Consider the following 13,444-nt stretch of genomic DNA (forward strand, 5'->3'; position numbering starts at 1 on the left):
GGGGGCAGCCGAAGGCCGGGATCTAAAACGCCGCAATATTGCCTCTCGAGCGGCTCCTGCTTCGAAGGCAGTCGCCGCAATGTCGATGCAGTCGGCTCATGATGTGCCGAGTTTCGATCTCGCATGGCGATGTAACTTATGCGATCAGCCCGTACTGCCGTGCCTTGTTGCGCAAGAACGGCAGACCGTTGCCCATTACAACCGCTTCACTCTCGGCCACCGGACGCCACACGCTGAGGCCAAAGGCCAGACGCGGATCCATGTTGATGAAGCTCTCCATCGCGAGCCCGCCCTTGAAGCGGATCGCGGCCAGCGTTGCGAACGTCTCATCCCAATTGCAATTGCCCTCGCCTGGGGTGCCGCGATCAGACTCGGAGAGATGGATATATTTGAGGTAATCGCGGGCGGTGATAATGCCGTTGCCCATGCCCTTTTCCTCGATATTCATGTGGTAGGTATCAAGGTGCACGAACATATTGTCGGCGCCCACTCGTTCGATCAAAGCCACCGCCTGAGCCGCGGTGTTGATGATGTGGTTCTCGTAGCGGTTCACGGCTTCGACACCGAGTTCGATGCCGCGAGACTTGGCTTGCGCGGCGGCGGACGTCATCACTTTCGCAATGTTATCAAGTTCGTCCTGCGTAGGTGGCACGCCAGTACGCTCGCCGATGCCGCCATAGATTACGCCGCACAGCGCCTGGGCTCCGATGTCGGCCGTCTTGTCGATAGCCACCTTGAGAAAGTCAATCGCTTCCTGTGGGTGGCGCGATGCCCAAGCATGTTCGGGCAACCCTAGCGAGCACACCGCCTGCATGCCATTTGCCGCCAGCAGCTTGCGGGTGTGATCGGCATCGCAAGAAAATGGATCGGCCAGCGAAATTTCAATGAAATCGAGATCGTATTTTTTCACCGCCGCTACAGTGTGCTCGGCGCCCTCTACGGACCAACCACTCGTCCACATGCTCGTATGAACGCCAAAACCCTTCATCGTGTTATCCTCATGAAATTGAGCTGCCCGGCAGCCCACCGCAAGATCATGACGCCGATCAGCATGATGCCCCAAATGGCTGTGGCCAGGTGCTGGCTGGCGCCCAAGAGATTCAGTCCCGAAGAAAGCAACTGCAAAACGATGAGGGCTAGGAAGACCGAAACGACCTTGCCGAAGCCGCCAAACGGATTCACCCCGCCCAAGAAGCAGGCAAGCACCGTAATCAGCACATAGGACTCGCCATGGCCGACACGGACGGAATTGAATCGTGCCATCATGATAATGCCGGCCAACGCACACATGGCGCCAGACAGCGCGTAGATCAGAATGATCACGCGTCGCGTCGAGATGCCGGAATAGCGCGTCGCCTCGATGTTGGAGCCGACCATATAGTTGGAAAAGCCAAGCCTGGTTCGGGTCATCAAGACATGCCAGACGATGACTGCGCCGAGCAGTATCAGCAGCGGGACAGGAATGCCGACGATGCTGCCGTGACCCAGGGGCTGGATGAATTCGGGAAAGCCCGAAATATCGGCGCCGCGGGTCAGAAACTCGCCAAGGCCGCGCAGGAAAATCATCACCGAGAGCGAAACGAGGATGGGGTGCGCGCCGGTATAGGCTATCACCGGGCCCATGACCAAGCCGCTTGCCGTGCCAACGCCGACCGCAAGAACGGAACCGAGTAGAAAGGCATAGATGCTTGCGTCCGGTCCTCCGTTGGCCTGAAGAACCCAGGCGAGCGTGAGGCCACAGAGATTGGCCGTGAACGTCACGGCGAGATTGATGCCGCCCGAGATGATCGGCATCAACATCGCGAGCGTAAGCAGTCCAAGTTCAGGCAACTGGAAGGCCACCGATTCAAAGGTAGCTTTGGACAGGAATCGCGGCGAGAGAGATCCGAAGAATGCAATCACCAAAATCAATGCCAGCAAAAGTCCGATATTCTCGGCGCCCAACGTGCCGGCAAGACGGCGCAAGAATTCGTGCCGTAGCGCTCCAGTTTCGAGCACGCGCTGCGTCATGTACCCATCCTCTGCCGCAAGCCCGCGAGGATATGCCCGAGCGGCGCGTTGGACAGCGTGATGGCAATCAAGATGATCGCCCCGACGATCATCTTGAAAGCATAGGGAGAGATGCCGAGGAGGTTCAGCCCGTTTTGCGTCACCGACACAAGAAACACGCCAAGGATGCAACCGAGCACGGTGCCGCGCCCGCCACCCAGCCTGGCACCGCCAAGGACTACCGCTGCCAGCACGTCCAGCTCGCGCCCCACCAATGCGTTGGGCACGACTTCCTGGGAATAGTGCACCTGCACAAGTCCCGCGATCCCGGCCATCAAACCAAGCCAGCCGAAGGCAATGAAGTGCATCGCCGCGATGTTGATACCGAGGCGACGGGCGCCCTCCGGGTTGTCGCCAAAAGCGTATAGCTGCCGTCCCGTGGTGGTATACCGGATAAGCCCCCAGGTGGCGGCGACGCAGACCGCCATGATCGCAACCGGCAGTGTTAGCTCGGCCCAATTGCCATTCGCCTGTTTGAACTCGAAAAGCACAGTGCGATGCGTCCACCATGCAGGCAGATTGTAGATCGATACACCGTGCGTGAAGAACATCAGCAGGCCGAAAAAAATATTGAAGGTGGCGATGGTGACAACGATTGAAATGATCTGGAAATAGTAGATGAGGCCGGCGTTCACCGCACCCAGGGTGATCCCGACAATTGCCGCCAAGGTGAGGCCGATGAACCAATCACCACCTCCCATTTGGGCTAGAGCCAGCGCCACGACGTATTGAACCACTGACGCGGCCACAGCGAAGGAGATGTCGATGCCTCCCGCGATCAACACCACCAGCAGCCCAACCGCGAAGATCAGATTTGTCGAGCTTGTGTTGAGCAGGTTGAAGAGATTGGCAATGGTGAAGAATTTGTCGCTCGCAACCGAGAGACCTGCGCTCATGATGAGAAGAACCACAACGAGCCATGTCTCGGTGGGATGAGCCCGGAAGAGCTTGCCGCGGTTACGCATAGACGGCAGCTTCCAGGTCACCGAGCGGGATGGCGTGCGGATCGTATTCGGCGACTATCTTGCCCGCAGCCATATGAAGGATACGATCGGCGTTGAAATAGACCTCCGGCACTTCATCGGATATCAGCAGAATCGCCAGGCCTTCGGCAGCGAGCTTGGCGACAATCTCGAAGATGCCGGCCCGCGCGCCAACGTCCACCCCCACGGTTGGCGAATCAAGAATGATCAGTTTCAGGCCGACCGCCAGCCATTTGGCGATGGCCACCCTTTGCTGGTTGCCGCCCGAGAGCGTGGAAATCGCATCGGTCTGCCGCCCGACTTTTATCGCCAATTCCTCGATCCAATGATTGACGAGCGCGTCCTTCTTCTCCGAGGAGATCAGCCCTCGATCAAGGATCTTGTCGAGCACCGGGATAACGGCGTTGTCGGCGATGGACTGAGCTTGTATGAGACCAAGGGACAAGCGGTCTTCGGAGAGATATCCAATACCCGCGCGGATTGCGTCGCGGTTGGAGTTCAGATGAAGAACCGTCCCGTTGAGTGCGATGCTGCCGCCGTCTGGGCGCAGCATGCCGAAAATAGAAAGCGCGAGTTCTGTGCGACCGGCGCCGAGTAGCCCGGTCAGGCCAAGCGTTTCACCTCGCCGTATTGTCAGCGAAACGTCGTCATAGTCGCCTGCGCGGGTCAATCGATCGATCTTCAACACGACGGGTGATCCACTAAGGTTTCTCGTGCTCACGGTTTGGTCGAAAGTCTTGCCGGTCATTAGTTCGGTGAGGCGTGATTGGGTCATTCCGGCGGTCGGGAACACCCCAACGACCTTACCGTCGCGCAGAACGGTGACGCGACTTGAGATCTCCAGAACTTCCGCAAGGCGATGGCTGACGAAGACGATGGCCATGCCTTCATTCGAGAGTGTTCGAACGATCGCGAGCAACCGGTCTGTTTCCGATTGAGTAAGCGACGATGTGGGCTCGTCCATGAAAATAACCTTCGCATCGCCGGCGAGCGCCCGGGCGATGGCGACGATCTGACGTTGGGCGATTGCAAAGCTACGCAGAGGCGCGTCGACATCGAGGTCGGCGCCAAGCCGCGCCAACAGCCCTCGCGCCACCTCGCGAATGCGCGAATGATCGACGAGCCGAGGCATGTTGCCGAGGACAGTTCTGATCCCGATATTTTCCGCGACTGTCATTTCAGGAAACAGTGCGAGGTCCTGCCAGATGACTTCCACCCCGGCGCTGCGCGCCGCAGCCGGCGACATGATGTCGACAGACTTTCCGGCGATCGACATGTTTGCGCCGGCTAGCGGCTGACAAACGCCGGTGATTACCTTGATCAGGGTGCTCTTGCCGCTGCCGTTCTCACCGGCGATGCATTGCACTTCACCCGGGAGAACCTCGAAGGCGACATCCTGGAGGGCTCTAACGCCACCAAATGTGACGCTTATGTTGCTAAACGACAGAACCGATGGGAGGTCCTGCGTCGTAGACGCGACGAGGTTCACGGCGGGCCCTTCTGAAATGACAAGGATGGGGCGTGCCGGGATTGATTTGCCACCCCGGCACGCCAGCCATGGTCCGCCATCTAAAGCCCTAGGGCTGCAAGACCATCGACCGTTTCGACCGTGATAGGCTGCACAGCGTCCACGATGATGGTGCCGGTTTTGAAGTCAGGGTGAACGACACCCAGACCTTCGATCGTCATGCCGTCGGTGATTTCACCGCCGCCCGCCAGAAAATCAGCCATCGTTACGAATACTTTGCCCGCTTCCAGAGGATTCCACATATAGCCGCCGTCAATAATGCCGGATTTGAGCATTGCGCTGCCTTGGCTAGGCGAGAATGAACCGACAAGAACCACCTTGTCACCAAGCTTCTGCTCCTCGATCGCGCGTCCGGCGCCGATCGGTCCCTGACTGCCGAACGTCAGGAAGCCGCCGAGGTCAGGATTGGCGGCAAGCACATCCAGAGCCGTCTTTCGGCTGTCATCGGCGCTCTCGGCGACGCCATATCTGTCGCCAACCATCTGCATGTCGGGAAAGTTCTTCTTCAGGTAGGCGATTGCAGCATCGGCCCAGGCATTGTGTGCGGGCACAGTAAGAGAACCTACGTACACCACGTACTTGCCTTTGCCGCCCATTTTCTCGGCAAATAGCTTAGCATGGGCCTCACCGAAACCAACGGCCGAGACCATTTCGAAGTCCCAATCAGCGTTCACCTGGTCCGGCGATTCATGAGTTATAACCTTGATGCCCGTTTCGCGCGCCTTTTTTAGAACTGGCTCGAGAACGTTTGCATCATTCGGCACGACCCCAATTACGCTGACGCCCTGAGCTATCAGGTCTTCGATCGCGCGGACCTGAAGTGCCGGGTCGGCGCTGGTCGGCCCGACCATGAAGCCGTCGTCGCCAAGCTCTTTCGACTTTTCCTTTATTCCCGTTTCCATCGCATTGAACCAGGGAATACCGCCGATCTTCACGACGACTCCAACCTTGATGTCCTTCGCCAGTGCAGCATCCATTGTGGCGACCGAAAGGGCTGCGCCGAACGCCGCCGCGAGTATAGTTTTTGCTAACATTTAGTTCCTCCCTGATTGACGAGTTTTTGGGTTGCCTATTGCCCATGTCGGCTTTGTTTGGCCCACCCCTTTGGGCCCTACGGCATTGACGCACTCGGCGCCGCATTCCTCCCAGAACGCGCCATAAAAGACTTTGAATGCCGGCCGGTCAAGGTGCTAAATAGATTTAGCAAGGCGGTCACGCCACCAGCGTCTAAAAACATTTCTCGATTGATGTAAACGATCCGCCCCTCGCACTCAGGCTGCACCCGTAGAACGACATGCGATCGCCCGCGAGCCTTGGGTGGAGGCGGTGCTACCCAGATCCGAGGTGCTGATGAACGGAGTTGAACTTCTGCAACGATGTCTCGTGACAAAGAATTGCTAGTGGTCGATGCTCGATTTGGATGCCGAATCCCAATCTTCTTGGGCGCCGTCATGCTCTCCGGTTCGCCCAAAGCTGGTCGGTACGGTCACCAGCGGAAAGTGGTCTATCGAATAATTCTCGAGAAGCGAAAATCCTTCAGCAATCATCACCTCGACATTCTGTCGGACCATGGTCACATCGAAGGGCAAATGCGCCGCGAATGGATCCCAGTCGAAGCTTCCGACAACAACCCGTCCAAGCTCACTTGAGGCTAGTGTCGAAGTGAACCGCAATGTTCCTTCAAGAGCGGTCACGCCGTTGACGAACATACCTGAGGGCAGATGCCCAAGCTGAGCGTATCGTGCAGCGAGAGACCGAGCAGCGTTGGTCGGTGCGTATCCGCAGCAGTCAATCGTGCCCGGGCCCGTAACAATCCCATGCGCTGCCAGCGCATCGTGAAAACCCAGCAAACGGCTACGTGTTGCGTCATCATCGCTGACCCCGCCAAAGAAGAAGAGATCTTCGGTGGAGCCCCCTCGTTCTTTCAATTTCTGAACAATGATCTCTGTGAGCGCCTTGGCGCCCCCGTAGTTGTCAGAAACAACTGAGGGAGCCCGGCGGCCTGGCAGATCGATGTTGATGCACCGGACGCCCGCTGCCCGGCACAGATCATTCAGCGGATCGGGGTCACGAACGCCCGCAAGGAAGAGAAATTCCACCTGCTGAGCCAGCAGGGTTTCCGTCACACTCAACTCGTTATCAGGATTGCGATGGGTGCTGACGACGATCGGGCACAAGCGGTGGACGCGGGATTCCGCTTCAAAGGCTTCGGCCAATCCGGCGAAGAAGCGATTGCGGTAATGTGGCAAGATCATTCCAGCGAGTCCGGATCGGGAAAGCCGCAATCCTCGTGCCTTGAGGTTGACAGCATAGCCAAGCCGCTCAGCCCAATCGAGGATGGTCGCTGCGGTTTCCGCCTTGATCCGGTGCTGTTGCCACGAGCCATTGAGGACGAGACTGACGGCGGTCGGGGACGACTTTGCCGCCACCGCGATATCATAAATCGTTGACTTGCGTCGGACAGACTTTCTCGCCATTGGTGACGCTCCCGCTGGGAGATGCAGTAGACGCTAGTGCGGGGTCAAGGCAACATCTCTAAATTGCGTCAAACGGTTTGGAGGAGCGACCCCACGGAAGGACGCGGCGTCTCGTGCCTCCGGTCCGGTCTCCCTGATTGTCTCGATCGTTGCAATGACAGCGCCAGGGAAATCGGCAGATTTGGGATTTTCCCTGAAGCTTCGTTCAGCGTCACTGGAGACACCAACCCCAGTGTTTCGGCTTTGGTCTCCCCGATGATCAATCACCTTGCAAAGGTCGACGAGAAGTTTCGATCAGTTTGGAGCCCACCGTTGGCGATGGTCGGGCGCACGCGTCACGATCGAGTCCTCCGTTTTAATAGCGGGAAGATGAAAGCTTTGGGTTTCTGAGTCTCTATCTGGCCCCAAAAGGGTGCTGCCGGATGCGCCTCGTCTCCGGGCGTTGTTTGCGTACTTGGCCGAGGTGCCCTTGCTTGGCAAGTTCCTTCCGCGACAAGGGTCTGCTCGACAGCATTTTCGTCGCTATTGCCAATGCGGAGCCCCGGAGGATCAAAACCGGTTAGCAGCATGATGCCGACGGTTCAGAGCAAGCGACTCAGATTCCCGATTTGCTCAGAGTCTCCCAGCCTGTGGCTCTCCGTGCAGCGGGCCTTGAGCGTCTGGCTTTTTTGAAAGCTCGCCTCCAATCGCTGGACGAGTTTGGCGGCAAGCCTAGTCGTCTCCATCGGTGTTATGATCGATGCCAGGGAGGCCGCCTGGACCATGGCGTGAACTCATTGCCGTATGCTGGTAGTGCAAGGCAATGAACTGACTGCACAACATGTAGGTGCATTCGTGGATCAAATTTCCAGATAGCCAAACAGCGCGCGTATCTCGATTAGGTGGCAAGGAGTTGCGAAAGCTATGTTCGCAGTTTGAGAATCGTCCGATATGCCGCACAACGATGCCGGCAAGACGAGCCGAGAATGATCTGACGCAATGTTCAGATCCAAGAAGGACGGTTACCTGTGGCCCAGAAAGGAATCACACTAAAGGACGTTGCCGCAGCGGCTAAGGTGTCGCGCGCCACGGCCGCCCGGGCGCTCAACAGCTATGGTTACGTTGGCGACGAGACGGCGCTCCGCGTGGTTGAGGCAGCCGAAAGGCTGGGCTATCGGGCCAACCTCGTCGCGCAGGCGCTGCGCAGCGGACAATTGCCGATCATAGGCTTCGTGCCCGGCGATATCCAGAATCCGTTCTTCGCCCGAATCGCGCACGACATAGAGGTGGAACTGCGCAAGCACCGCCACAATCTTCTGATTGCCAGCAGCGAGGAGAATGTAGAACAGGAGAAAGAACTGCTTGAGAGCCTTCGCTCGCTCAGCATTCGCGGCTTCATCCTTGCCCCAACGTCTGCAACCGACAGCCAGCATATTGTGCAACTGGCCCGCGAAGGCGCACCGATCGTGCTCATCGACCGCGTGGTAAAGGACCTGCAATGCGACAGCGTCGTCGTCGACAACGAGGGCGGGGCACGCGAGGCAGTGGACTATCTGGTTGGCAACGGTCACCACCGGATCGGTCTTTTGCGCGACGAGTCACGCATCTTTACGGCACAGGAACGCTTGGCTGGCTACGAAAACTCGCTCCACTCGCATGGGATCGCAATCGATGAAGCGCTCATCGGCGTATCGCGCTCGACCGTCGAGCACGCCATCGAAGCCACGATCCGCCTGTTCAGCCGGCGCAATCGCCCCACCGCACTGTTCACGGTGGACAGCCTCATGACGCAAGGCGCGCTTCTTGGCCTGCGTTCAATGGGGCTCTCGATTCCGCATGACGTGTCGGTGGTTGGCTTCGATGACTTCAACCTCGCCACGTTCACCGATCCGCAGATAACGGTCGTGGCGCAACCCATCTCCGAGATCGGACCGCTCGCCGCTAGATATCTGCTGGAGCGGCTTGCCGGCAAAAAGGTTGCACCGCGCCGTACCCGATTTCAGACCCGCTTGATCGTACGCGGATCGGTTGCCCGGCGCGCTGTGCGCTAAAAGAGCAAACCCCTCGATTTCGGAGAATTTCGTCTAAAGGACTTGCCATTGGCGAAATTGCGTGCCCATTATTGCTTGTGAGATCGATCTCACATCAGAAAACGAGCTAGACGGCCCACCGACGCCTAAGGCGGGCTAGAGGCCTGTCACACGCGAAATACAAGGAAAACGTCATGCTGAACTTCGATAGGGACCGCTTCGTGAAGATCCAAAGCGGGGCCGTCGCCGTCGCAGGTGAGGTTCGCTCACTGATGCGCACACTGCTGGCAGATGGCGTCGAGCGGCTGTTTTTCATGGGCACCGGCGGCGTGCAGCTTCTAACCTTGCCCGCGATCGAGTTGGCGCAGCGCTGTTCCACCTTCCCGGTGAGCGGTGCCTATCCGGCGCAGGTCGTGATCGATCCGCCCGCCGGTCTCGACAGCAAGGCCGTGGTGGTCATCCCGTCCTTGTCGGGCACGACCAAGGAAGGCGTCGAGCTCATGGCCTTTCTGAAAAAACGTGGTGTGCGCACGATTTCGCTCACCGGCCATTCGGATACGCCAATCGCACGGGAGGCTGACCACAATTTCACGAACTTCGCCGAAGACGACACCTCGTCGGAATCCTTCTACCTGCAGACGCTGCTGATCGTCCTGGCCCTGCTGGAAGAGCGCGGCGAATATGATGATTTTGATGGCACTGTCGCCGAACTCAAACTGCTGCCGGATCTGCTTGCCGACGCCAAGGCTGCCTTTGAGGACAGGGCGGCCGAACTGGCCCAGACAATCAAGGACGATACCTATCACATCTTCACCGGCGCCGGCTCGGTGTGGCCGGAGGCACACTATTACGGCATGTGCATCCTCGAAGAGATGCAGTGGATTCGCACCCGCCCGGTGCACGCCGCCGACTTCTTCCACGGTACGCTCGAGTTGGTCGAGCCGGGCGTCAGCGTTTTCGTGTTCAAGGGCGAAGATGCCCTTCGGCCCTTGGCCGACCGGGTCGAGAACTTCGCCAGGCGCTACACGGACCGCGTTCGCACGCTGGACGCGGCCTCGGTCAAGTTGCCGGGCATCTCCGCAAAGGTCCGCGGCATGATCTCGCCGGTTCTGCTCGCCACCTTGCTCGAGCGGCTGAGCGCCCATCTCGAGGTGCTGCGCAACCACCCGCTGACCACCCGTCGCTACTACAAACGCGTGGAATATTGATCCCCTCTCACCTCTGAAGGAGCTATCCATGAAACGTTCGCTGCAAATCGTGGCGGTCACGGTGGCCGCGGTATCATCATTGGGGTTGTCGATAAGCGGCAGTTCCGCCGCTTCGCCGGCTGTCACGGCCGACCCAAACGCCAAGGTGGAATACACCGGCACGCTTTCGGTCCTGACGAAGTTCGGGCTGCAACAGCTGTCGCCCTATTTCGTCAACCTGGCACAGGCCTATGAGAAGCTCCATCCGGATGTGAAGGTCGAACTTATCCAGGAGAGCGACGACAGCGTGAAGGGCAAGACCAAGACGCTGGTCGCTTCCAACTCGCTGCCCGATATCTATTTCTCCTGGACAGGCAGCTGGGGTGGCAATTTCGTGCGCGGCAATCGCGCCGTTGATCTCACGCCCGTCATTGCTGCCGATACCGAGTGGGGCAAGTCGCTGTCTCCAGCCGCCGTCAAGGCGTTCCAATACAACGGCAAGTTCTATGGCATTCCGCTTTACCAGGATGCCAAGTTCATGGGCTACAACAAGCAGATCTTCGCCAAGCTCAGCCTCAAGGCACCGGGCACTTTCGAGGAATTGCTGACCAGCTGCGACGCCCTCCGCAAATCCGGCGTGACACCGATCTCCTTCGGCAACAAGGAGGCCTGGCCGGCAATCCACTTTGCAGGCCAGCTGCTCGCCTACAACGTGCCGCAGGGAACGCTGGAACGCGACTTCGATCCGGCCACCGCCCAATACACCGACCCAGGCTATATCGCAGCACTCAAGCAGTTCAGCCAGCTTGTCGAGCGCTGCACCGATGGCGCCGGCGTCAACGGCACATCCTATGCCTCGGCTCTCCAGGCCTTCACCAACGCGCAGTCGGCCATGTACTACCAGGAGATCATCGAGTTCGATCAGGCCGCCACGCCGGAGTCGGCGTTAAAGCCCGCCGATTTCGGATTCTTCCGGCTGCCGGTGCCCGCCGGCGCCAAGGGTGACGCCAAGTCGATCGAGGGCGCGCCGGAGGGCTACATGATCAATGCGGCATCGAAGAACATCCCGCTGGCGATCGATTTCATGAAGTTCGTGACTTCGAAGGAAAATGCGCAGGTGCTGTCTGCGCCACCCTATGGCCAGCCGAGCGCCACCATCGGCGGCGCCTCGGAATCGAACATGAGCGCGGCTGTGGTCGATGGCCTCAAGGATATCAACGCCGCCTCATACCTCATGCCCTGGCTGGATACGGCCAACCCACCGCGCGTCGCCGCCGTCTGGCTGTCCAGCCTGCAGGCGCTGGCGGGCGGCTCGATGACGCCCGAGCAAGTGATGGACGAGGTGCGCAAAGCCGCATCCGCGGCCAAATAAAGCAGGCGAGCATGGCAAGGGCCTCGGACACAGTGGACAGCGGCGCCGACATCGGCGTCGCCAGGCCGCAACGGCCAAAGAGCCGGCGGGCCTGCTTCGCCAACCTGTTGTCGTTGCGATGGGCGGCGATCGCGCTCATCCTCATCGGCTGGTTCGTCTATTATCCGATCGTCGACAATTTCATCGTCAGCACCACCGACGAGGACATCTACACCGGCGAGGTCACCAATGTCGGCCTCGCCAACTACGACCGGCTGCTGCATGACCCGGTCGTGCTGCTGGCGCTGTGGAACAACTGCCTCTACGCTCTCATCTCCGTCATCTTCCAGGTCTTCGGCGCGTTCCTGCTGGCGGCCATTATCGAGGACCTGAAAAGCGAAAGCTGGCGCCGGCTGTGGCGCGCCGTCTATTTCGTGCCGTCGGCAATCTCGATCACGGTGACCGGCCTGCTGTTTTATTTCATCTACCAGCCGCAGATCGGCTTGCTGGATGCCGCGCTCAGCCGTGTTGGACTGAGCCAGCTCGTCATGCCTTGGCTCGGCAATGAGCACACCGCCATCTATGCCGTCATCGCCATGAGCCAATGGCAGGGTTTTGGCTATTCGACGCTGCTGTTCGCCATTGCCATCCAGAAGATCCCGCGCGACCTCTACGATGCCGCAACGATCGACGGCGCGGGTCCGCTTCGCCGCCTGTGGAGCATCACCTTTCCGCTCACCCGGGAAATGACGGGGTTGATGATCATCATCACCATCACGGGCGCGTTCCAGGTGTTCAACGAGGTTATGGTGATGACCGCAGGCGGGCCCAACAACAGCAGCCAGGTGCTGGGCACGTGGCTCTACCAGAAGGCCTTCATCGAGGACAATTTCGGCTATGGCGCGGCGATCGCCGCCGTCATCTTCATGTTGACCATGCTCACAGGTGCGGCACAGCTCTGGTACACCAAGCGCCGCCGGGTGCAGCTATGAGTGCGATGGTCGCAGCCGGTCGCAGCCGGAACGTGAATGTGTGGTCGGTCATCGCCAGGACATTGCTCTATTCGTTCCTGGTCTGCCTTGGTGTCGTCGTCATCTATCCGCTGATCTGGATGGCGCTGAGCGGCTTCAAGGACAATGCGCAGATCTTCGGCGATCCCTTCGCCCTGCCCACCCATTGGTCGTGGAACAATTACATGCAGGCATGGAACCAGGGCGTGCGTGGCTACGTGACAGTCTCGGTGCTGGTGACCGTCGCTTCGGCCATATGCACCGTGCTGATCAGCGCCTGGACGGCCTTCGGCCTGACCCGCACCAAGATGCCGGCAAAGCCGCTGGTTATCGCCATCGTTCTGGGCGGCTTGATGCTGAGCCCCACGGTGGCGATCATTCCACTGGTGAAGATGTTGCAGGCGCTCGGTCTCTACAACACCTACTGGGCGCTGATCATTCTCTACACGGCGTTCCGGGTGCCGTTCACCACCTTCCTCATCCGCGCCTACATGCTGGATCTGCCTGAAGACATCGACGAGGCGGCGACGATGGATGGCGCCAGCGAGGGTCAGATCTTCTGGCGCATCACCTTGCCGCTGTGCCGGCCGATCATCATTTCCTGCGTCATCCTGCACGTCCTGTTCGCCTGGAATGAATATCTCTTCGCCATGATCTTCACGAGCGGCTCCGATGTGCAGACGCTGCCGGTCGGACTGACGTCGATCATGGCAACGCACGGGACCAACTATGCCGTGGTGTTCGCGGCCATGACGATCTCGGCGCTGCCTATCGTGATCGTGTTCTTTGCCGCGCAACGCTACTTCATCCGTGGCTTGGCCGAAGGCATCGGCAAATAACAATTCCCGAA

Annotated in this window: 11 protein-coding genes; 5 read left to right on the forward strand and 6 right to left on the reverse strand. The window is 59.1% G+C overall.

Going from position 1 to position 13,444, the window contains the following annotated elements; translation table 11 throughout:
- Nucleotides 1-136: 136 nt before the first annotated feature.
- The 6 genes from ACYG9V_RS09710 to ACYG9V_RS09735 all read right to left on the reverse strand — a co-directional run bounded on the left by ACYG9V_RS09710 (nt 137) and on the right by ACYG9V_RS09735 (nt 7,037).
- The gene (locus ACYG9V_RS09710; RefSeq protein WP_023753927.1) at nt 137-988 is read right to left on the reverse strand and encodes a sugar phosphate isomerase/epimerase family protein; all 852 of its coding nucleotides are present in this window, start codon (nt 986-988) and stop codon (nt 137-139) included.
- Nucleotides 985-2,010, reverse strand: a complete 1,026-nt coding sequence (locus tag ACYG9V_RS09715) for an ABC transporter permease (protein ID WP_023753928.1) — start codon at nt 2,008-2,010, stop codon at nt 985-987. Before ACYG9V_RS09715 ends, ACYG9V_RS09710 begins: the two co-directional genes overlap by 4 nt.
- Complete coding sequence (locus tag ACYG9V_RS09720; protein WP_023726211.1) at nt 2,007-3,014, reverse strand: ABC transporter permease; 1,008 nt, start codon at nt 3,012-3,014, stop codon at nt 2,007-2,009. Before ACYG9V_RS09720 ends, ACYG9V_RS09715 begins: the two co-directional genes overlap by 4 nt.
- On the reverse strand, nt 3,007-4,521 hold the full coding sequence (locus ACYG9V_RS09725) for a sugar ABC transporter ATP-binding protein (RefSeq protein ID WP_352762925.1): 1,515 nt from the start codon (nt 4,519-4,521) through the stop codon (nt 3,007-3,009). Before ACYG9V_RS09725 ends, ACYG9V_RS09720 begins: the two co-directional genes overlap by 8 nt.
- Before the next feature lie 80 nt (nt 4,522-4,601).
- Complete coding sequence (locus ACYG9V_RS09730) at nt 4,602-5,594, reverse strand: substrate-binding domain-containing protein (protein ID WP_031209051.1); 993 nt, start codon at nt 5,592-5,594, stop codon at nt 4,602-4,604.
- Between the two features lie 363 nt (nt 5,595-5,957).
- Nucleotides 5,958-7,037, reverse strand: coding sequence for a substrate-binding domain-containing protein (locus ACYG9V_RS09735; protein WP_023692318.1), 1,080 nt, complete (start codon nt 7,035-7,037; stop codon nt 5,958-5,960).
- A 1,007-nt stretch (nt 7,038-8,044) separates the two neighbouring features.
- On the opposite strand from ACYG9V_RS09735, the gene ACYG9V_RS09740 reads away from it, so the two are divergent.
- The 5 genes from ACYG9V_RS09740 (at nt 8,045) to ACYG9V_RS09760 (ending at nt 13,433) form a co-directional block, all read left to right on the forward strand.
- Nucleotides 8,045-9,067 carry a LacI family DNA-binding transcriptional regulator gene (locus tag ACYG9V_RS09740; RefSeq protein ID WP_023667745.1) on the forward strand — a complete coding sequence of 341 codons (1,023 nt, stop codon included), beginning with the start codon at nt 8,045-8,047 and terminating at the stop codon, nt 9,065-9,067.
- Nucleotides 9,068-9,240: 173 nt separating this feature from the next.
- On the forward strand, nt 9,241-10,254 hold the full coding sequence (locus ACYG9V_RS09745) for an SIS domain-containing protein (protein WP_023686869.1): 1,014 nt from the start codon (nt 9,241-9,243) through the stop codon (nt 10,252-10,254).
- Between the two features lie 28 nt (nt 10,255-10,282).
- Nucleotides 10,283-11,605 (forward strand): ABC transporter substrate-binding protein, encoded by a 1,323-nt coding sequence (locus tag ACYG9V_RS09750; RefSeq protein WP_027050206.1) that lies wholly within the window; start codon nt 10,283-10,285, stop codon nt 11,603-11,605.
- A gap of 11 nt (nt 11,606-11,616) precedes the next feature.
- Complete coding sequence (locus tag ACYG9V_RS09755; RefSeq protein ID WP_352762922.1) at nt 11,617-12,576, forward strand: carbohydrate ABC transporter permease; 960 nt, start codon at nt 11,617-11,619, stop codon at nt 12,574-12,576.
- Nucleotides 12,573-13,433: a carbohydrate ABC transporter permease gene (locus tag ACYG9V_RS09760; RefSeq protein WP_352511413.1), complete on the forward strand. Its 861-nt coding sequence runs from the start codon at nt 12,573-12,575 to the stop codon at nt 13,431-13,433. The genes ACYG9V_RS09755 and ACYG9V_RS09760 overlap by 4 nt, the downstream gene beginning before the upstream one ends.
- Nucleotides 13,434-13,444 lie beyond the last annotated feature (11 nt).

It is taken from the genome of Mesorhizobium sp. W016 (assembly GCF_054719485.1).